Source organism: Streptomyces sp. NPDC002054 (assembly GCF_040296685.1).
In the GTDB taxonomy this organism is placed as follows: Bacteria; Actinomycetota; Actinomycetes; order Streptomycetales; family Streptomycetaceae; genus Streptomyces.
Window position 1 is genome coordinate 1 of record NZ_JBEOXT010000040.1, and the last position, 19,451, is coordinate 19,451.

The 19,451-nt window shown below is 71.4% G+C and carries 15 protein-coding genes; 5 read left to right on the forward strand and 10 right to left on the reverse strand.

Going from position 1 to position 19,451, the window contains the following annotated elements:
- Positions 1-464: 464 nt before the first annotated feature.
- Positions 465-785, reverse strand: coding sequence for an Rv3235 family protein (locus ABT123_RS30450; protein ID WP_502971100.1), 321 nt, complete (start codon positions 783-785; stop codon positions 465-467).
- A 771-nt stretch (positions 786-1,556) separates the two neighbouring features.
- Between ABT123_RS30450 and ABT123_RS30455 the strand changes: the two genes are divergently transcribed.
- The 3 genes from ABT123_RS30455 to ABT123_RS30465 all read left to right on the forward strand — a co-directional run bounded on the left by ABT123_RS30455 (position 1,557) and on the right by ABT123_RS30465 (position 8,110).
- A complete protein-coding gene (locus ABT123_RS30455) occupies positions 1,557-2,057 on the forward strand; it encodes a DUF6912 family protein (protein WP_351320500.1) in 501 nt (166 codons plus the stop codon).
- Entirely contained in the window at positions 2,054-2,731 is a 678-nt protein-coding gene (locus tag ABT123_RS30460) for an HAD family hydrolase (protein WP_351320502.1), read from the forward strand. The genes ABT123_RS30455 and ABT123_RS30460 overlap by 4 nt, the downstream gene beginning before the upstream one ends.
- Before the next feature lie 402 nt (positions 2,732-3,133).
- A complete protein-coding gene (locus tag ABT123_RS30465; RefSeq protein WP_351320504.1) occupies positions 3,134-8,110 on the forward strand; it encodes an NAD-glutamate dehydrogenase in 4,977 nt (1,658 codons plus the stop codon).
- 68 nt (positions 8,111-8,178) lie between these two features.
- Here ABT123_RS30465 and ABT123_RS30470 read toward each other — a convergent pair whose 3' ends face one another.
- Genes ABT123_RS30470 through ABT123_RS30490 form a run of 5 tightly spaced genes read right to left on the reverse strand, consistent with a single transcriptional unit; the run spans position 8,179 to position 11,484 of the window.
- On the reverse strand, positions 8,179-8,418 hold the full coding sequence (locus tag ABT123_RS30470) for a DUF397 domain-containing protein (RefSeq protein ID WP_351320506.1): 240 nt from the start codon (positions 8,416-8,418) through the stop codon (positions 8,179-8,181).
- Positions 8,415-9,239 (reverse strand): helix-turn-helix domain-containing protein, encoded by an 825-nt coding sequence (locus ABT123_RS30475; protein ID WP_351320508.1) that lies wholly within the window; start codon positions 9,237-9,239, stop codon positions 8,415-8,417. The genes ABT123_RS30470 and ABT123_RS30475 overlap by 4 nt, the downstream gene beginning before the upstream one ends.
- Before the next feature lie 10 nt (positions 9,240-9,249).
- Positions 9,250-9,798, reverse strand: coding sequence for a hypothetical protein (locus ABT123_RS30480; RefSeq protein ID WP_351320510.1), 549 nt, complete (start codon positions 9,796-9,798; stop codon positions 9,250-9,252).
- 14 nt (positions 9,799-9,812) lie between these two features.
- Positions 9,813-10,601 carry an ABC transporter ATP-binding protein gene (locus ABT123_RS30485; protein ID WP_351320512.1) on the reverse strand — a complete coding sequence of 263 codons (789 nt, stop codon included), beginning with the start codon at positions 10,599-10,601 and terminating at the stop codon, positions 9,813-9,815.
- Complete coding sequence (locus tag ABT123_RS30490) at positions 10,594-11,484, reverse strand: ABC transporter permease (RefSeq protein ID WP_351320514.1); 891 nt, start codon at positions 11,482-11,484, stop codon at positions 10,594-10,596. Before ABT123_RS30490 ends, ABT123_RS30485 begins: the two co-directional genes overlap by 8 nt.
- A 147-nt stretch (positions 11,485-11,631) precedes the next feature.
- Between ABT123_RS30490 and ABT123_RS30495 the strand changes: the two genes are divergently transcribed.
- Together ABT123_RS30495 and ABT123_RS30500 are read left to right on the forward strand one after the other, a co-directional pair.
- Complete coding sequence (locus tag ABT123_RS30495) at positions 11,632-12,273, forward strand: TetR/AcrR family transcriptional regulator (RefSeq protein WP_351320516.1); 642 nt, start codon at positions 11,632-11,634, stop codon at positions 12,271-12,273.
- A 598-nt stretch (positions 12,274-12,871) separates the two neighbouring features.
- Positions 12,872-13,399, forward strand: coding sequence for a hypothetical protein (locus ABT123_RS30500; protein ID WP_502971098.1), 528 nt, complete (start codon positions 12,872-12,874; stop codon positions 13,397-13,399).
- Positions 13,400-13,501: 102 nt separating this feature from the next.
- Here the strand turns inward: ABT123_RS30500 and ABT123_RS30505 are convergent, their stop codons facing one another.
- The 4 genes from ABT123_RS30505 to ABT123_RS30520 are packed head-to-tail and all read right to left on the reverse strand — an operon-like array spanning position 13,502 to position 19,387.
- On the reverse strand, positions 13,502-15,769 hold the full coding sequence (locus tag ABT123_RS30505) for a bifunctional glycosyltransferase/CDP-glycerol:glycerophosphate glycerophosphotransferase (protein ID WP_351320520.1): 2,268 nt from the start codon (positions 15,767-15,769) through the stop codon (positions 13,502-13,504).
- 56 nt (positions 15,770-15,825) lie between these two features.
- Entirely contained in the window at positions 15,826-16,713 is an 888-nt protein-coding gene (locus tag ABT123_RS30510) for a carbohydrate ABC transporter permease (RefSeq protein WP_351320522.1), read from the reverse strand.
- The gene (locus ABT123_RS30515; protein ID WP_351320621.1) at positions 16,710-17,975 is read right to left on the reverse strand and encodes a carbohydrate ABC transporter permease; all 1,266 of its coding nucleotides are present in this window, start codon (positions 17,973-17,975) and stop codon (positions 16,710-16,712) included. The genes ABT123_RS30510 and ABT123_RS30515 overlap by 4 nt, the downstream gene beginning before the upstream one ends.
- Positions 17,976-18,010: 35 nt before the next feature.
- Positions 18,011-19,387 carry an ABC transporter substrate-binding protein gene (locus ABT123_RS30520; RefSeq protein WP_351320524.1) on the reverse strand — a complete coding sequence of 459 codons (1,377 nt, stop codon included), beginning with the start codon at positions 19,385-19,387 and terminating at the stop codon, positions 18,011-18,013.
- Positions 19,388-19,451 lie beyond the last annotated feature (64 nt).

The following is a 19,451-nucleotide window of genomic DNA, read 5'->3' on the forward strand; positions in this document are numbered from 1 at the left end:
GCCCGTCGTCCGCCGCATCCGCTGCGCGGAGCCTTCCCCCACCCCGCCCCTTCCCGAAACCGGGGCTCCGCCCCGGACCCCGACGATGCACCGGCTCCGCCGGGCACCGAACCGGGCGCTTCGCGCCCGAGAGCGGCCTTGCGGGGCTCCGCCCCGGGCCGCCGAGCCTTCCGGGCTCCGCCCGGCACCCCCGTCCCGGGGCCTGCGGCCCCCGCCCCGGGCTTCGCCCGCACCCCCCGTTCCGGGGCCTGCGGCCCCCGCCCGCACCCCGACCCCCGCGCCGGGGCGCGGGGCGGAGCCCCACAGCGGGGTCCGGGGCCGCAGGCCCCGGTTTCGGGAAGGGGCGGGGTGGGGAAAAGGCCCCGCGCAGCGGCAGGGGGCGTGCCGTGGGCCCGCAGGGCCCTGGCACGCCCCCGCGGCTCCCCAAGGGCCCCCGCCGGCCGCTCCCGGCCCCGCGGCAGCGGTTATGGCATGGGGCCCACCTCCACCGCCGCGCAGCGCCAGCGGAGGTCTGTGCCCTGTTCCAGGCGGAACGCCATGGCCGTGACGCGGTCGCCGACCGCGATGCGGGCGAACGCCTCGATCACCCCCGGGCACGGCCGGAAGCGCCCGCAGTGCCGCAGGATCGGGCGGAGGCCGTCCCGGGGCGGGCCCGAGCGGGTCAGGGTGATCAGCTGTTCGTACGCCGGGCCCACGGTGTGGCCGAGCAGGTAGTGGACCGGGCGGTGCCCGCTCAGGACGGCCAGCAGAGCCTGAGCGAACCATGCGTGCGGGGCCGTGGTCATCCGGCGCGGGTCGGGCGGGCGGCGCTGGTCGCGGCGCCCGGCGGGCCGGGTCCGGGCAGCCGGACGCCGTCGGGCGGCCCCGCCGCCCGCCTGCACGGCGGACGCCCCCTCCGGCGGGACCCCGCCGCCGCTGATGCTGCCGTGGGTGGTGCCCGTGCTGTCCATGGCTGTCGCCCCCGAGATGTCCGTCCGGCCCGGTGCGGATACCGGGCGGTAACTTGTTGTGGTGGGGGGATGTCTAGGCCCGGCGGACCCCCGCCGCAACGCCCTCGGCCGCCCGAGCGGCCGGTGGGAGGGATTCACCTATCTGGGTTGCCGAAGCGGCTGCAGGGGCCTTCGGCGGCTCCCCAGGCGGCGTCGGATGGACGCTGGTGCCGCTCGTCGGGACAACCCGAAGGGGGACCCCGGTCGGGTGCCCGGCCGTCCCGAAGTGGACGCCAAGCCGCCGCTGCTGGCAGCCGGCCGCGGGCGGGCCGGTGTCGCCCGCCGCTGTGCCTCCGGCTCCCCGCCAGAGCTGCCCGCGCAGCCGCGCGTAGCGGAGCCCGGCGCGAACGCCTGCCCGTACCCCGCCCCCCGGGTCGGGCCCATCGCGCAGCGTCTGCCAGAGAGGGACTCCGAGCGCGGCCCCGCGCAGCCGTGCGGCGCGGGCAGGCGCCGATGCCCCGGCCGCGGGGCCGCGCCGGGCCGCGTGCCAAGGGGTCGCCGGCTCGTGGACACGGGATCCCGTCGCCGTATCCTGAGGGCGTTCTCGACTACGGAAAGCAGCCGGCCATGCGCGTGTACGTCCCCCTGACCCTTCCCGGGCTCGCCGAGGCGCACAAGGCGGGCGAGCTGGGGCCCGCGCCCCTGCGCGCGTACGCCGTGACGCCCGGGCTGCGGGAGTGGTACATCTCGGACGACATCGAGGAGCTGGAGTACGCCGCCCTCGGCCGCGCCGCCGCCGCCTCGCTGCGGATGGTCGCCGGGGACGCCGCAGCCCCCCGCAAGCGGGTCGTCGTCGCCGTGGATGTGGCCGACAAGGCCGCCACCGCCGCCCCCGGGCTCGACGAGGCCACCCTCGGCCAGGTGACCCTGGACGGCCCCGTGCGGCTCACCGTCGCCGCCGCCGTGCACGTGGACGCCGACGACGCCGTCGGGGACGTCACCGCCGCCGCCGACGCACTGCCGGCCGCCGACGCCGGGGACGACGACGCCCAGTTCACCGTGGACGGCGCCGAGGACCACGAGCTGCTGTGGTTCGGGGTGCAGGAGATTCCGGGGTTGCTGCGATGACGAACAGCAACGGCAGCGGGCTGCATATCGTGTGGGACTGGAATGGGACCCTCCTCCACGACATCGACGCCGTCATAGCCGCGACCAACGCCTCCTTCGCCGAGTTCGGCTTCGAGCCGATCACCCTGGAGCGCTACCGCGACCTGTACGTCGTGCCCGTCCCCAAGTTCTACGAGCGGATCATGGGCCGGCTGCCCACCGAAGAGGAATGGCTCGTCATGGACGAGACCTTCCACCGCCACTACTGGGCCGCCGCCGCCGAATCCGGCCTCGCCGAGGGCGCGAAAACCCTCCTCGGCGACTGGCAGCGGGCCGGCCTCAGCCAGTCGCTGCTCTCCCTCGCCCCCCACGACCGCCTCGTGCCGCTCGTCCGCACGCACGGGATCGAGGGCCACTTCGTCCGCGTCGACGGACGCACCGGCCCCTCCCACACCACCAAGGCAGGGCATCTCGTACGCCATCTGACAGCTTTGGCCCCGGCCGGAGTGACCGCTGCCCGTACGGTTCTCATCGGAGACGCCCTGGACGATGCCGCCGCCGCCGCTCATGTGGGCGCCCGGGCCGTGCTCTACACGGGCGGTTCGCACAGCCGCAACAGTCTGGAATCAGCCGGTGTCCCGGTCGTGGACACGCTGGAAGACGCCGTACGCGCAGCCCGCGCCTTGGCCGAATAACCACTGGTGCGTATCCGGTACACACGTGCTACCGGCCGCGTCGCTGTCCAGAGTGTCAAAGTTCCACCCCCGGTTTTGTACACATACAGCTCATGACGTGCCGGGGGTGGGGCGAGATAGCCTTGTACCCGTGATCAGCGCGATAGTCATCGGGGGCACTGCTGCCCCCGGCCTGCGCCCGGCGCACGCCCGTGCCCGGGCCTTCGCTGATCCCCGCTCCCGGGAGACCCGGAATCCTCTGCCGATCATGCCGATTGTGGCGATCATGGCTGATTCCGAGCCGGTGGCATCCGTCGACGACATAGCGTCGACATCACATTCCGCGGTACCGAGTTCCGCGGTTTTCGCGATTCCTTCCTTCATCTACGTCACGCAACGGCGCGCGACAGGAGCCATGAGGACATGCAGACCAAGCTGGACGAAGCCAAGGCCGAGCTGCTCGCACGGGCAGCCCGGGTAGCTGAGAACAGCCCGGCCGGGGGGCTACTTCCGACTGGGTCCGAGCAGGGAGAGCAGCCCGACCGGGACACCGTGCTCTCCTACCTCCAGCGCTACTACCTGCACACCGCACCCGAGGACCTGACCGACCGGGACCCGGTCGACGTCTTCGGCGCGGCCCTTTCGCACTACCGGCTCGCCGAGAACCGGCCGCAGGGCACCGCGAACGTGCGCGTCCACACCCCCACCGTCGAGGAGAACGGCTGGACCTCCAGCCACTCCGTCGTCGAGGTCGTCACCGACGACATGCCGTTCCTGGTCGACAGCGTCACCAACGAGCTGTCCCGCCAGGGCCGCGGCATCCACGTCGTGATCCACCCGCAGGTCGTCGTCCGCCGCGATGTCACCGGCCGCCTCATCGAGATCCTCGGCCCCGACTGCGACGCCCACGGCCCGCGGACCGCGCGCCCGCACGACTCCCTCGTCGAGTCCTGGATCCATGTCGAGATCGACCGCGAGACCGACCGCGGCGACCTCAAGCAGATCACCGCCGACCTCCTCCGCGTGCTGTCCGACGTCCGCGAGTCCGTCGAGGACTGGGAGAAGATGCGCGATGCCGCGCTCCGTCTCGCCGACGGCCTCCCCGACGAGCCGACCGCCCAGGACCTGCGCGAGTACGAGCTCGAAGAGGCCCGTGAGCTGCTGCGCTGGCTCGCCGACGACCACTTCACCTTCCTCGGCTACCGCGAGTACAACCTGGTCGACGGCGACGCCCTCGCGGCCGTCCCCGGCACCGGCCTCGGCATCCTGCGCTCCGACCCGCACCACAGCGGCAAGGACGACGGCCACCCGGTCTCCCCGTCCTTCAACCGGCTGCCCGCCGACGCCCGCGCCAAGGCCCGCGAGCACCGCCTGCTGGTGCTGACCAAGGCCAACAGCCGCTCCACCGTGCACCGCCCGTCCTACCTCGACTACGTCGGCGTCAAGAAGTTCGACGCCGAGGGCAATGTCGTCGGCGAGCGCCGCTTCCTCGGCCTGTTCTCCTCCGCCGCCTACACCGAGTCGGTCCGCCGGGTGCCGGTCATCCGCCGCAAGGTCGCCGAGGTCCTCGAGGTCGCAGGCTTCTCGCCGGCCAGCCACGACGGCCGCGACCTCACCCAGATCCTGGAGACCTACCCGCGCGACGAGCTGTTCCAGACCCCCGTCGACCAGCTCCAGTCCATCGTCACCTCGGTCCTCTACCTCCAGGAACGCCGCCGACTGCGGCTCTACCTGCGCCAGGACGAGTACGGCCGCTACTACTCGGCGCTCGTCTACCTGCCCCGCGACCGGTTCACCACCGGCGTCCGGCTGCGCCTGATGGACATCCTGAAGGAGGAGCTCGGCGGCACCAGCGTCGACTTCACCGCCTGGAACACCGAGTCGATCCTCTCCCGGATCCACTTCGTCATCCGCGTCCCGCAGGGCACCGAGCTGCCCGCCCTCACCGACGCCGACGTCGAGCACCTCGAAGGCCGCCTGGTCGAGGCCGCCCGCTCCTGGGCCGACGGCTTCCAGGAAGCGCTCCTCGCCGAATGCGGCGAAGAGCGCGCCGCCGAGCTGCTGCGCCGCTACGGCACCTCCTTCCCCGAGGGCTACAAGGCCGACCACTCTGCGCGCGCGGCGGTCGCCGACCTGATCCACCTGGAGAAGCTGGCCGCCACCCCCGGCGACCGCGACTTCGCGCTCTCCCTGTACGAGCCGGTCGGCGCCGGCCCCGGCGAGCGCCGCTTCAAGATCTACCGGGCCGGCGAGCAGGTCTCCCTGTCCGCCGTCCTGCCCGTGCTCCAGCGCCTGGGCGTCGAGGTCACCGACGAGCGCCCGTACGAGCTGCGCCGCTCGGACCGCGCCAACGCCTGGATCTACGACTTCGGCCTGCGCCTGCCCGCCCCCGCCGGCAACGGCGACGCCGCCTACCTCGGCGACGACGCCCGCGAGCGCTTCCAGGAGGCCTTCGCCGCCGTCTGGACCGGCCAGGCCGAGAACGACAACTTCAACACCCTGGTGCTGGGCGCCGGACTGACCTGGCGGCAGGCCGTCGTCCTGCGCGCGTACGCCAAGTACATGCGCCAGGCCGGCTCCACCTTCAGCCAGGACTACATGGAGGACACCCTCCGCAACAACGTCCACACCACCCGGCTGCTGGTCTCCCTCTTCGAGGCCCGGATGTCGCCCGGCCGCCAGGCCGCCGGCAGCGAGCTCGTCGACGCCATGCTGGAGGAGCTGGAGGGCGCCCTGGACCAGGTCGCCTCGCTGGACGAGGACCGCATCCTGCGCTCCTTCCTCACCCTCATCAAGGCCACCCTGCGGACCAACTTCTTCCAGCACAACGGCAGCGCCGAGCCGCACGCCTACGTGTCGATGAAGTTCGACCCGCAGGCCATCCCGGACCTGCCGGCCCCGCGCCCCGCCTTCGAGATCTGGGTGTACTCCCCGCGCGTCGAGGGCGTCCACCTGCGCTTCGGCAAGGTCGCCCGAGGCGGCCTGCGCTGGTCCGACCGCCGCGAGGACTTCCGCACCGAGATCCTCGGCCTGGTCAAGGCGCAGATGGTGAAGAACACCGTCATCGTGCCCGTAGGCGCCAAGGGCGGCTTCGTCGCCAAGAACCTCCCCGACCCGTCGGTGGACCGCGACGCCTGGCTCGCCGAGGGCATCGCCTCGTACAAGGTCTTCATCTCGGCGCTCCTCGACATCACCGACAACATGGTCGCCGGCGAGGTCGTGCCCCCGCGTGACGTGGTCCGCCACGACGAGGACGACACCTACCTGGTCGTCGCCGCCGACAAGGGCACCGCCACCTTCTCCGACATCGCCAACGGTGTCGCCGAGGAGTACGGCTTCTGGCTCGGCGACGCCTTCGCCTCCGGCGGCTCGGCCGGCTACGACCACAAGGGCATGGGCATCACCGCCCGCGGTGCCTGGGAGTCCGTCAAGCGGCACTTCCGCGAGCTGGGCCACGACACCCAGACCGAGGACTTCACCGTGGTCGGCGTCGGCGACATGTCCGGCGACGTCTTCGGCAACGGCATGCTGCTCTCCGAGCACATCCGCCTGGTCGCCGCCTTCGACCACCGGCACATCTTCATCGACCCGAACCCGGACGCGGCCGTCTCCTACGCCGAGCGCCGCCGCCTGTTCGACCTGCCGCGCTCCTCGTGGGCCGACTACAACACCGAGCTGCTGTCCGCGGGCGGCGGCATCCACCCGCGCACCGCGAAGGCCATCCCGGTCACCCCGCAGATGCGGGAGGCGCTCGGCATCGACGAGGGCATCGCGAAGGTGACCCCCGCCGAGCTGATGCAGGCCGTCCTGAAGGCCCCGGTCGACCTGCTGTGGAACGGCGGCATCGGTACGTACGTCAAGGCCTCGGCCGAGACCCACACCGACGTCGGCGACAAGGCGAACGACGCCATCCGCGTCAACGGCCAGGACCTGCGGGTCAAGGTCGTCGGCGAGGGCGGCAACCTCGGCCTGACCCAGCTCGGCCGGATCGAGTACGCCCGTCTCGGCGCCGGCGGCGAAGGCGGCAAGATCAACACCGACGCCATCGACAACAGCGCCGGCGTGGACACCTCCGACCACGAGGTGAACATCAAGATCCTGCTCAACGCGGTCGTCACCGACGGCGACATGACCGTCAAGCAGCGCAACAAGCTGCTCGCCGAGATGACCGACGAGGTCGGCCGTCTGGTCCTGCGCAACAACTACGCGCAGAACACCGCCCTCGCCAACGGCATCGCCCAGGCTCCGAGCCTGCTCCACGCCCAGCAGCGCTTCATGCGCCGCCTGGAGCGCGCCGGCCTGCTCAACCGCGAGCTGGAGTTCCTGCCCACCGACCGGCAGATCCGCGAGCTGCTCAACCAGGGCAGGGGCCTCACCCAGCCCGAGCTGGCGGTCCTGTTCGCCTACACCAAGATCACGACGGCGGACGAGCTCATCCAGACGGGGCTGCCGGACGACCCGTACCTGCGCCGCCTGCTCCACGCGTACTTCCCGACCGCGCTCCGCGAGAAGTTCCCCGAGCAGATCGACACGCACGCGCTGCGCCGGGAGATCATCACCACCCTGCTGGTCAACGACACCGTCAACACCGGCGGCTCGACCTTCCTGCACCGGCTCCGCGAGGAGACCGGCGCCTCCCTGGAAGAGATCGTCCGGGCGCAGCTCGCGGCCCGCGAGATCTTCGGCCTCGCCGAGGTCTGGGACGGGGTCGAGTCCCTGGACAACACGGTCCCGGCCGACGTGCAGACCCGGATCCGGCTCCACTCGCGGCGCCTGGTCGAGCGCGGCACCCGCTGGCTGCTCAACAACCGGCCGCAGCCGCTGGAGATCACCGAAACCATCGGCTTCTTCAGCGACCGGGTCTCGGCGGTCTGGGCGGACATGCCGAAGCTGCTGCGCGGCGCGGACCTGGACTGGTATCAGCTGGTCCTGGACGAGCTCACCGCGGCCGGGGTGCCGGACGAGCTGGGCGCGAAGGTCGCCGGGTTCTCCTCGGCCTTCCCGACGCTGGACATCGTCGCCATCGCGGACCGCACCGGCATCGCCCCGCTGGACGTCGCCGAGGTCTACTACGACCTCGCCGACCGCCTGGAGATCACCAAGCTGATGGACCGGATCATCGAGCTGCCGCGGGCCGACCGCTGGCAGTCCATGGCCCGCGCCTCCATCCGCGAGGACCTGTTCGCGGCGCACGCGGCCCTGACGGCCGATGTGCTCGCGGTGGGCAACGGCGACTCGACTCCCGAGCAGCGCTTCAAGGCGTGGGAGGAGAAGAACGCGGCGATCATCAGCCGGGCGCGGACGACCCTGGACGAGATCCAGGGCTCGGACGACTTCGACCTGGCGAACCTGTCGGTCGCAATGCGTACGATGCGGTCGCTGCTGCGCTCGCACGCGTAGCCGGCCGTACGAAGGCCCCGGCTCCCGGATCTGCTCCGGGGGCCGGGGCCTTCGGCTTTCGCTTCCGCTTACGCGGTGTGGCTGAGGAAACGGGCCCAGGCGGCCGGGCTCAGGGCCAGCTCGGGGCTGGCGGTGAGCTTGGAGTCCCGGACGTGGACGGTGTCGGCGCAGGCGGCGACCTCGACGCAGCAGTCGCCGTCACCGCTGCTGTAGCTGGACTTGTGCCAGGACAGGGCGACTTCGACGCAGTTGTCGCCGTCGCCGCTGCTGTAACTGCTCTTGAACCACCGGAGCTGGGAGCTGTTCACAGAGTTCCTCGCATTCGCATCAACAGGCCCGCGGTGTCCGCAGGGTTGAGGGCCTGGATACGAAGCTTGGCATACCTGCGGTGGAGCAGGCTGAGGTCTTTCGGGTCAGATAGCACGCGGCCGAGCTGCTGGCCCTCGCTGTAACCCGCCCATTCGTGGTCCACGGTTTCGAGGAGGCAGAAGGGGCCACCGAGACCCGCGTGGTGGGGGCTGACCAGCGGCATGATCTGGAGGTCGACGTTGGGCAGTTCGGCGCATTCCAGCAGGTGATCGATGAGCTCGCGGGTCACCTCCGGGCCGCCGGTCTGCCGCAGGATGACGGCCTCGTCGATGATGAAGCTGAAGGTCGTGTAGGGCGTGCGGGTCAGCAGTTGCTGCCGTTGCATACGGGCTGCGATCCGGACCTCTGCCTGCTGGGGTGTCGGCTGCGGGAGGACGTCCGCGACGAGCGCCCGCGCATACGCCTCGGTCTGTAACAGGCCCGGCACCATGCGGCACTCGTACGTATTGAGAACGAGCGCCACCTCTTCCAGCTCGGCCCACCGCTGGAACCAGGCGGCCAGCCCTCGCTTGCGGTTGAGATCCCTCGCCGCGATCCGGATCACGTCGAAGGCATCCAGCACGTCCTCCAGTCGGCCCACGTATCTCTCCGACGGATGGCGGCGGCCCTGCTCGACGGAGCCGACGTACTGCACGGAGTACCGCACGAGCGGGGCCATTTGCTCCTGGGTCAGGCCGGCGCGTTTTCTGAAGGCCTTGACCGTGTCGCCGAAGGTGCGCAGGTGGACATCGGGTTCGACTTCGGGGTCGTCACTCGCCATGTAACCAGCGTCACGTACTGTGACTGGAGCTGTCCAGAGGGTGAACTCGTACAGATCCGTTGTACGAGTCGCGCCAGCGCGGGGCGTTGTCGTCCGGGGCGTCGGGGCTCGCGAAGTAGAACGGGACCCCGAGGTGCCCGGCCAGCGCACGGCCCGCCTCCCTCGCGCGGGCGGCCTCGGTGTGCGGGCCGGGGCGGTTGTAGACGGTGGCCAGGCACTTCTCCCCGGCGGGCTCGTCCAGGACCGCGATCAGGAGGACGAACCAGTCGTGGACGGTGTCCCCGTCCCAGACGGCCTCGATGGCCACGATCCGGCCGGGGAGTCCGGCCGTACGGTCGGCCAGTGAGGCGAGGTCGAGCGGGTCGTCGGGGTCTTCGCGGGGGACCAGAGCCTCGTACCGGGCGGCGATGAACTGCTGGGCTTCGCGCATGCCCAGCCCCCGCTCCCGCAGCTCGTCCCATGCGATCTTGATCGCCTCTATGGTCCGGCCCCTGGTCAGGGACGCGTCCACCTGCTCCCGCACTGCGGCGGGCAGCAGCTCCTCCCACTGTTCCGGCATGGAGTCATGATCGTTCACTTTTTGGTGAATGCCTCGTACGCGTCGCAGACCTCCTTCGTCGGGCCGTCCATGCGGAGCTCGCCGTGTTCCAGCCAGATCGCCCGGTCGCAGGTCTCGCGGATGGTGCCGATGCCGTGGCTGACCAGGAAGACCGTGCCGGCCTCCTTGCGGAGTTCCTCGATCCGGGCCTGGCTGCGGCGCTGGAAGCGGGCGTCTCCGGTGGCGAGGGCCTCGTCGATCATCAGGACGTCGTGGTTCTTGGCGGCGGCGATGGCGAAGCGGAGCCGGGCGCCCATGCCGGAGGAGTAGGTGCGCATGGGGAGGTTGATGAAGTCGCCCTTCTCGTTGATGCCGGAGAAGTCGACGATCTCGTCGTAGCGGTCGCGGATCTGCTGCCGGGTCATGCCCATGGCCAGTCCGCCGAGGATGACGTTCCGCTCGCCGGTCAGGTCGTTCATCAGCGCCGCGTTGACGCCGAGGAGGGAGGGCTGGCCGTGTGAGTAGATCTTGCCGCTGGTCACCGGTTGGAGGCCGGCGATGGCCTTGAGCAGGGTTGATTTTCCGGAGCCGTTGGAGCCGATCAGGCCGATGGCCTCGCCCTTGTACGCGGTGAAGCTGACCCCGCGGACGGCGTGCACCTCGCGGACGGTGGGGCGGGCGTCGCTCTTGCGGCGGGCGATCCGGCTGAGGGCGGCGGTGGCGCTGCCGCGGGCGGCGCCGTTGCCGAGGACCTTGTAGACGACGTGGACCTCGTCGGCGATGACGGTGGGTGTGCGGGTGTCCGTACCGGGTGTATCAGCCACGGCCGTATTCCTCCTCGGCCTTCCAGAAGTAGACGAATCCGCCGATGCCGGCGAGCAGGGCCCAGCCGACCGCGATCAGCCAGGCGTGGGGTGGCAGGTTGTGGGCGGTGAAGGAGTCGATGAGGGAGAAGCGCATCAGGTCGATGTAGACGGCTGCCGGGTTGGTTTTGAGGGCGAGGGAGACCCAGGCGGGGAGGTGGTCGTTCTTCAGCATCTGGTCGATGGACCACATGACGCCGGAGGAGTACATCCAGGTGCGGAGCACGAACGGCATCAGCTGGCTGATGTCGGGGGTCTTGCTGCCGATCCGGGCCATGGCGAGGGCGCAGCCGGCGCAGAACACGGCCATCAGGAGCAGGACGGGGGCGGCCAGCAGCCAGGCCGGGTTCGGGGTCTGGCCGAAGGCGAGCAGCAGGATCACCAGGGCGAGCATGGTCACCAGCAGCTGCTGGAAGAGCTGCACGACGGTGGCGATGGGCAGGCTGGCGCGGGGGAAGTGCAGGGCGCGGACCAGGCCGAGGTTGCCGTGGATGGCGCGGGTGCCGGCGTTGACGGAGCTGCCGATGAAGTCCCAGACGAAGACGCCGGTGAGGAGGAAGGGGACGTAGTCGGGGACGCCGTGGCTGGCCTTCATGATGACGCCGAAGATCAGGTAGTAGACGAGCGCGTTGAGGAGCGGGGTGACCAGGTGCCAGACCTGGCCGAGCTTCTCCGTGCTGTACTGCGCGGCCATTTTGGCCGTCGCGAAGGCCGTCACGAAGTGGCGGCGGCTCCAGAGCTCGCGGAGGTAGCGGGGGAGGGTGGGGCGGGCGCCGCTGACGGTGAGGCCGTGGGTGGCGGCGAGGTCCGCGGCGGCCGGGGGCTTGTCCAGGGTGATGATCACGCGGGGTCGCTTCGCTTTCGTCGCCGGTCGGTCGGTCGTCGGGACGGGTCCGTATCGTCGCTACGGCGAGCGTAAGAGGATTTACGTCGGGACGCAACCGTATCGTCGTCACGGGGGAGTGGCGGCGTGCGCGGCTATGCTCTGTCCATGACCAACCAGCCTGCTGACTCTGCTTCCGCTGCCGGTGCCGCTGCTGTGCCCCGGCGGGCTCCGGCGGGTGCCGCTGTCCTGCGCGAGGACGTGACCGAGGCCATCAGGGCGGCGGTGCTGGCGGAGCTGGCGGCGGTCGGGTTCTCCCGGATGTCGATCGAGGGGATCGCGCGGCGCGCGGGCGTGGGGAAGACCGCGGTGTACCGGCGGTGGAAGTCCAAGCTGCACCTGGTGCTGGACCTGATCGAGGTCTTCGCGGCGGACGGGCTGCCGGTGCCGGCGACCGGGTCGCTGTACGGGGACGTCCGGGCGCTGCTGGAGGTCATGTCGCACGTGCTGCGGCACCCGGTGGCCTCGGCGGTGATCCCGGACCTGCTGGTGGAGGCGGCCCGGAACCCGGAGATCGCGGAGGCGGTGCGGGGGGCGGTGCTGGACGGGCAGCGGCGGCTGGCGGAGGGGATCGTGGCGGAGGCGGTGTCGCGGGGCGAGCTGGCGGCGGGTACGGACCCGGACCATGCGTTGGACCTGGCGGTCGGGCCGTTGTACTGGCGGCAGGTGGTGGTGGGCGAGGCGGTGCCGGCGGCGTACCTGGACGCACTGGCCCGCTCGGCGGTAGCGGCCCTCCGCAGCGCGAGCTAGCCGCTGCGCGGATTGGCCCCCTCCCCGCCCCTCCCCGAACCTGGGGCCTCCGGCCCCAGCCCCCGTCAACGGGGCTACGCCCCAGCGCCCCACTGCCCGGGCTGTGCCCGGCCCCGCTTGTCGGGGCTGCGCCCCAGCCCCCGTCGCGCGGGCTTCGCCCGGCGACCGCAGGCGCGGGCTGCGCCCGGCTCCGCCGTCTGGGCTGTGCCCCGTGCCCGGACGGGAGTTCGCCGCGGGGGCTGCGCCCCCCGCGCCCCGACGCGGACTGCGTCCGCGCTCGGTGTGCGGGCTTCGCCCGACCCGCTTCTCGGGGCTGCGCCCCAGCGCCTCTACCGGGTCTGCGCCCCGCGCCCCCGCACCCGCGGGGCCCCGCGGCGCCGCCCGGGTCGGGGCTGCGGCCCGGGCTCGGACCCAACCGCCGCTGGGTGACCGCGTGCCAGAGAAGCGCGGCAGGCTTCGCGGAGGCCATGGCCTCGGAGGATGACGGTGGCCTCCCCCACGTGGGGGAGGCCACCGTCCCGCTGTCGCTCCACAGGGCCGTCTGAGTCCGTCGCGTAGGGTGATGAAGTCTGTTTGACGGCGCGTGACGATGTGTGGCATGAGCATTCAAACGAGCGACTCGACGGTCATCTCCGCCGCGGCGCCGCCCCGCTGGGCTGTCTGCGCTGCGCATCTGACGACATGGGTGGTCCTGCCGAGCGGACTGTGGCGCATTGCCCTGGTGCTCGGATACCCGGCCGGATACACCGACGTTGGCTTCGAGAGCTTCCATACGATCGGCGCGAAGGTATGGATGCTGACACTCAGCGTGGTCTGCGAGCTCGCAGCCTTCCTCACGATCGGTCTGGTACGGCCGTGGGGTGAGGTCGTGCCCCACTGGATACCGCTGATCGGAGGGCGAAGAGTCCGCCCCATGGCCGCCGTGGTCCCTGCCGCCCTCGGCGCGGCGGCCCTGACCGCGCTCTGGGCCTTCACCCCCTGGTGGTGGACCTTTCCGCACGACGACATGACGCCCACCGGGAGCCTCGTGGTCGGCATCCTCTACCTACCGCTGTTCCTCTGGGGCCCGCTCCTCGCCGCCGTCACCATCTCCTACCACCGCCGCCATCGCACCCCGCGCCGCTGAGCAGGGATCGCCGTGTGAGCGCCCACCCAGCGGTAATTCAGTGACCGCTATCGGGGGCTGCGGCCCGGGCCGCGCTCGGTTCGACCCCGTGCCCGCCGGAGGCTATGGCCAGAGGGAAGGGCTCAGGTCTGCCAGGGCGGAGGTGGTAAGGGGGGTGGTGGCGGACGTCGGAGCGGGGTGGCGGTTTTCGACGGGGCTCGGGGGGAGGTTTGTCGGCTGGTTCAGGAAGATGTGGCGGACCACGCGTTCTGCTGCCTGGCCGTCGTCCAATGTGCAGAATCGCGCTCGGAACGCCGTCCGGAGCTGGGCCGAGCGGGAGCCCTGCCAGTGGCCGGTGGCGAAGATGTCGACCAGTTCGTCCTCGGTCCGGGCGATCGCGCCCGGCGGGAACGTCCGGAGGTCGAAGTAGGTGCCGCGCGCCGCCTCGTACGCCTCCCAGTCCTCCGCGTGGATCACGATCGGCCGGTCCAGCGAGGCGTAGTCGAACATCAGGGACGAGTAGTCGGTGACCAGCGCGTCGGAGGCCAGGCAGAGCTCCTCCACCGACGGGTACCCCGAGACGTCGATCAGCCGCGGGTGCGGGTCCCGGGACAACGGGACGTCGCCGTAGGTGAGATGGGCGCGGGCCAGGATCGTGAAGCGCGGCCCGAGGTCCCGCAGTACCCGGTCGAAGTCCAGGTAGTCCGGCCGGCTGCGGCGGTAGTCGCGGTGCGTGGGCGCGTACAGGATCGCGGTCGTGCCGGCCGGGATGCCCAGGCGGTCCCGGAGCTCCGCCACGTCCGCCGCGCTCGCCCGGTGGAACACGTCGTTGCGTGGGTAGCCGTATTCCAGGGTGGTGTAGCCGGCCGGCACGGCCTTTTCCCAGACCAGGGTGGAGTGGCGGTTCGAGGACAGCAGGTAGTCCCACTGGTCCGCGCCGCGCAGCAGGCCCGCGAAGTCCGTGGTCGGGGTGGCCGCCGGGCGGTCCTGGAGGTCCAGGCCGACCCGCTTCAGCGGGGTGCCGTGCTGGGTCTGGAGCAGGATCTGGCCGCGGCGTTTGATCAGCGCGCGGTCGAAGTTGACGTTGGTGACCAGGTAGCGGGCCCTGGCCAGGGCCGTCCAGTACGCGAACGAGCCCGGCCGGAGCGCGGCCGTTTCCCGGGGCAGGCCCGAGGCATGGCCCGGGCCGCAGATCCACGCCGTCCGCATGCCCGGCGCCAGCTCCCGCAGCTTCGCCTCGATGGCCGCCGGATTGCAGGCGTAGCCGCCGTGCCAGTACGCGCTGAAGACGGCCAGGTCGGAGTGGAGGGGGAGTAGGCGCTGGAGGCGGTAGTACAGCCGGCAGACCGTCTCGCGCAGCCCCTGGCGGGCCGCCGCCGCGCCCCGCCCGGCCGACAGCCCGGCCGCCCGCAGCACCGACAGGCTGCGGTAGAGGCGCCGTACGCCCAGCCCCATCAGGGCGTGCCGCAGCCGGTCCACCCGGGACACCGGCAGCGCGCCGCCGGTACTCGCGCCCGGCGCCCGGTAGCGGCGCAGATGTTCGGCCGCCCGCCGGAAGAACTCCGCCCGGGACGCCCGCGGCAGCCGCACCCGGTCCGCGAACAGCGCGCAGTAGTGCTCGGCCATCCGCCGGTGTACGAGAGGCCGCCAGCGCTCCAGCTCGGGCCGGTCGCCCAGGAAGGCGAACACCCGGTCGTACTGGTCGAAGATGTCCAGGTGCCGGGGCGTGGTCGTGGTGAGGATCGACCCGGTCCGCCGCTGCCGGTGGTGCACGCACACCCGGTCCAGGACCGCCACCGACTCGGCCGCCAGCAGGGCCGGGTAGGTCCAGGGTGTGTCCTCGTACAGGCCGGTCGGGAAGCGGAGCTCTTCGCGCTCCACGAATTCGCGGCGGTAGGCCTTGTTCCACACCACCATCAGCATGCCCAGCAGGGCCGGCCGGTCGGTGAGCCGGAAGCTGGCCGGGCCCTCCTCGCCGAGCCGGTGGGACAGCCGGTTGCGGATCAGCTCGCCGGTCCAGAAGGTGCGCGCGTAGTCGTACACCAGGACGTCCGGGGAGCCGGTCGCCTTGAGCCGGTCGGCGATGGCCTGGAGGGCGCCCGGGGCGAGGGTGTCGTCCCCGTCCAGGAACACGACGTAGTCGCCGGTCGCCCGGGCCAGACCCGCGTTGCGGGCCGGGCCCAGGCCCAGATTGTGCGCCAGGTGGACGGCGGTGACCCGCGGATCGCGGGCCGCGTACTCGTCGACGATCGAACCGCAGGCGTCCGGGGAGGCGTCGTCCACCGCGATCAGTTCCAGGTCCGGGTACGACTGGGACAGGACCGAGTCCAGACTCTCCTGCAGGTACGCCTGGACCTTGTACGCGGGCACGATGACGCTGAACCGGGGCATGGCCCAGGAACCAACCCGGCGATCACCAGGTTACGCAGAGTGTGGCAATCGGGTTACTACTTCACCGCCCCTGCCATCACTCCCGACACGAACTGCCGTTGGAACGCGAAGAAGACGAGGAGCGGGATCACCATCGACAGGAACGCGCCGGGCGCGAGCACGTCGATGTTGTTGCCGAACTGCCGGACCTGCTGCTGGAGTGCGACCGTGACGGGCGGGTTCGCCGAATCCGCGAACACCAGCGCCACCAGCATGTCGTTCCACACCCACAGGAACTGGAAGATGCCGAGCGAGGCGATCGCCGGACCGCCCAGCGGCAGCACCACCCGGGTGAACAGCCGCAGTTCGCCCGCCCCGTCGAGGCGGGCCGCCTCCAGCAGCTCCCGCGGGATCTCGGCGAAGAAGTTCCGCAGCAGGAACACCGCGAACGGCAGGCCGAAGGCCGTGTGGAACAGGACCACCCCGGCCGTGGTCTCGAACAGGCCGATCCTGCCGAAGAGGTCGGACACCGGGATCAGCGCGACCTGGACCGGCACCACCAACAGGCCCACCACGACCAGGAACAGCGCATCCCGCCCGGGGAACTCCAGCCAGGCGAAGGCGTATCCGGCGAAGGCGCCGAGCAGTACCACCAGCACCGTGGCCGGGATCGTGATCGCGAGCGTGCTGAGCAGTGACCTGGTGATCGTGTCGTTCGCCAGCAGGTTCGCGTAGTTCTCGGTGGTCAGCCGGGCCGGCTCGGAGAACACTTGCCACCAGCCCTCCCGGTTCAGGTCGGAGGGCGCCAGGAAGGAGGAGAGCAGCAGGCCCAGTGTGGGCAGCAGCCAGAACAGGGCGGCCAGGATCAGGAAGACCCGCACCGCCCCGCCGGCGGTCCGCGATGCCAGCCGGGACACGAGGGAAACCTGTGCGCGGGTCTGTGTGCGGGTCTTTATCGGGGTCATCGGGAACGCTCCTTCCGCAGCCGGCGGATGTTCACCAGCATCACCGGGACCACCAGGAGCAGCAGCAGGACGGCGATCGCGCTGCCCACCCCCTGATGGGAGTCCGTGCCGAACGAGGTCCGGTACAGCTGGAGCGCCAGGACGTTCGCATCGTCCTGCACCGACCCCGGTGCGATCACGAAGACCAGGTCGAAGATCTTCATCACGTTGATCACCAGGGTCACCAGGACCACCACCAGGACCGGAGCCAGCATCGGCACGGTGATCCGCCGGAACACCTGCCACTCGTTCGCCCCGTCCACCCGGGCCGCCTCCAGCAGCTCGCGGGGCACCGCCGCGAGCCCGGCCGCGATCAGCACCATCGCGAAGCCCGCCCACATCCACACGTACGCCCCGATGATCGCCGGAGTGACCAGCGAGGGCCCCAGCCAGTCCACCCCCGCATACGCCTCCCGGAAGTTGGCCGCCGGGAGCCGCAGCACCGCTCCGTCGGCCTTCGCCGACAGGGTGAACGTGCCGTCCGCCCGGGCCCGGGCGGACTCCACCACCTTCCCGTCCTTCACCGCCTCGATCCGCATGCCCGCGTACGCCGATTCGGCCGGGTCCACCGTGTTCGTCTGCCCGCCTCCGCCGCGCGTGAAGTCCTGCCAGGCGGTGCCGGTGACCTTCCCCGGCTCGGTCGCCCGCGGGCGGGCGGTCTTGGTCCCCTCCGGGAGCGCGGCCGGCGCCACCCCGACCAGCGGCAGCAGCACCGGCACGCCCGCCCGGACCGGCTCCCGCGTCACATACGCGCCGCCGCCGGCCGCGACCAGCGGCGAATCCCGGCCCGGCCGGGCCTTCGGGAAGGCCGAGCTCTCGGCGAAGGTGTCGTGCACCCCCACCCACACCGCATTGGCCACACCCCGGTCGGGATCCTGCTCGTACACCAGGCGGAAGATGATCCCGGCCGCCAGCATCGAGATGGCCATGGGCATGAACACCAGCAGCTTGAACGCCGTGCCCCAGCGCACCCGTTCGGTCAGCACCGCGAAGATCAGGCCGAGCGCGGTCGCCAGGGCGGGCGCCAGCACCACCCACACCGCCGTGTTCTCCAGCGCGTTGCGGATGGCGTCGTCCCGGAGGATCTCCCCGTAGTTGTCCAGGCCCACGAAGGAGTCGCCGGACCGGTCGAAGAGGCTGCGGTAGAGGGAGTAGCCGATCGGCTGCACGACCAGCGCGCCGAGCAGCAGCAGCGCGGGCAGCAGGAAGGCCGCCGCCACCATCCGGTGGCGGCGCCGTGATGTCCCGGCCACCGGGATCAGTTCCCGAAGGCCTTGGCCGCGTCGGACTCCAGCCGGGCCTGGGTGCCCGCCACATCGGCCGGGTTCTTCAGGAAGTCCTGCAGCGCCTTCCACTCACCCGCGCCCGGCGTGCCGCCGAAGGCCGCCGGGGCCTGGTCGGACATGTCGAACCGGAAGTCGTCGCCCGCCGCGATCAGCGACTTGGCGATCTCCCGCTGGATGTCGTTCGGATACGCCTCGGGCCGCACCGACTTGTTGGGCGAGACGAAACCGCCCTCACGGGCCTGGATCTCCGCCGCGTCGGCCGAGGCCAGGAAGGTCAGCAGGGCCTGCGCGCCCTTCGACGGCTTCAGTGCCACCGCCACATCGCCGCCCGAGACCACCGGGGCCTTTGCGCCGACCGCCGGGAACGGGAACACCAGCGCGTCCTCGCCGATCTTCGCGTCGGTCTGGGCGATGTTCACCGCGACGAAGTCGCCCTCGAAGACCATGGCCGCGGCCGGCTGGTCGCCGCCCGTGAAGGTCTGCGTCACCGACTTGGGGAACTCGGTGGCCAGCGCCCCGGTCTGCCCGCCCGCCAGATAGTCCTTGCGGCCGAACAGCTCACCGAGGGTGGTCAGCGCCTGCTTGACGCTGTCGTCCGTCCACTTGATCTGGTGCTTGGCCAGCTTGTCGTACTTCTCCGGGCCCGCCTGGGAGAGGTAGATGTTCTCGAACCAGTCCGTCAGGGTCCAGCCGTCCGCGCCGGCGACCGACACGGCCGGGATGCCGGAGGCCGACACCGTCTCGGCGGTGGCCAGGAACTCCTTCCAGGTCTTGGGGACCTTCGCCCCCGCCGCCTCGAAGGCCTTCGCGTTGTACCAGACCAGCGATTTGTTGGCCGCCTTGTAGTACACCCCGTACTGGGTGCCGCCGACCGCGCCCAGGGACTTCCAGCCCGCCGAGTAGTTCTTGTCCAGCTGGGCCTGGGCCGCCGGGCCCACCGGCTGCGCCCACTTGTTCTGCACTGCCGAGACCAGCGCCCCGACCTGCGGCAGCAGCGCCACGTCCGGCGGCTGCCCGCCGGCCACCTTGGTACCGAGGAAGTTCACGATCGGGTCCTGGGCCGGCACAAAGGTGACGGTGGCCCCGGTGCGCTTCTCGAACTCCTTCAGCACCTTGGTGAAGTTGGCCTGTTCCGGGCCCGTCCAGACGGCCGCGACCTCGATCTTCTCCCCTGCCAGGGAGGGTAATTCGACCCCGCCCGGCTGGGCGGCGCCGCCCGTGGGGCTGCCCTCCGTCCCGCCGCTGCCGTCCCCGCCGTCGCCGCCGCAGGCGGTCAGCGCGAGTGCGCCCAGGGCGGCCATCGCCACCCACGCGTGCGTCGTCGTACGGCTTCGTCCGCGGTTCCGCATGGCTGTGCCCCCGATGCCCGTGGTGTGTTCCGTGCCACAAGGTCTACGCCGTCACGCATGCGGC

Bases quoted from the DNA above. Each gene is read 5' to 3' on its own strand.
- ABT123_RS30500 (WP_502971098.1), top strand. From the start codon at position 12,872: ATGAGCATTCAAACGAGCGACTCGACGGTCATCTCCGCCGCGGCGCCG.
- ABT123_RS30475 (WP_351320508.1), bottom strand. From the start codon at position 9,239: ATGGCGAGTGACGACCCCGAAGTCGAACCCGATGTCCACCTGCGCACC.
- ABT123_RS30505 (WP_351320520.1), bottom strand. From the start codon at position 15,769: ATGCCCCGGTTCAGCGTCATCGTGCCCGCGTACAAGGTCCAGGCGTAC.
- ABT123_RS30495 (WP_351320516.1), top strand. From the start codon at position 11,632: ATGACCAACCAGCCTGCTGACTCTGCTTCCGCTGCCGGTGCCGCTGCT.
- ABT123_RS30520 (WP_351320524.1), bottom strand. From the start codon at position 19,387: ATGCGGAACCGCGGACGAAGCCGTACGACGACGCACGCGTGGGTGGCG.
- ABT123_RS30455 (WP_351320500.1), top strand. From the start codon at position 1,557: ATGCGCGTGTACGTCCCCCTGACCCTTCCCGGGCTCGCCGAGGCGCAC.
- ABT123_RS30460 (WP_351320502.1), top strand. From the start codon at position 2,054: ATGACGAACAGCAACGGCAGCGGGCTGCATATCGTGTGGGACTGGAAT.
- ABT123_RS30510 (WP_351320522.1), bottom strand. From the start codon at position 16,713: ATGACCCCGATAAAGACCCGCACACAGACCCGCGCACAGGTTTCCCTC.
- ABT123_RS30480 (WP_351320510.1), bottom strand. From the start codon at position 9,798: ATGCCGGAACAGTGGGAGGAGCTGCTGCCCGCCGCAGTGCGGGAGCAG.
- ABT123_RS30450 (WP_502971100.1), bottom strand. From the start codon at position 785: ATGACCACGGCCCCGCACGCATGGTTCGCTCAGGCTCTGCTGGCCGTC.
- ABT123_RS30465 (WP_351320504.1), top strand. From the start codon at position 3,134: ATGCAGACCAAGCTGGACGAAGCCAAGGCCGAGCTGCTCGCACGGGCA.
- ABT123_RS30515 (WP_351320621.1), bottom strand. From the start codon at position 17,975: ATGGTGGCGGCGGCCTTCCTGCTGCCCGCGCTGCTGCTGCTCGGCGCG.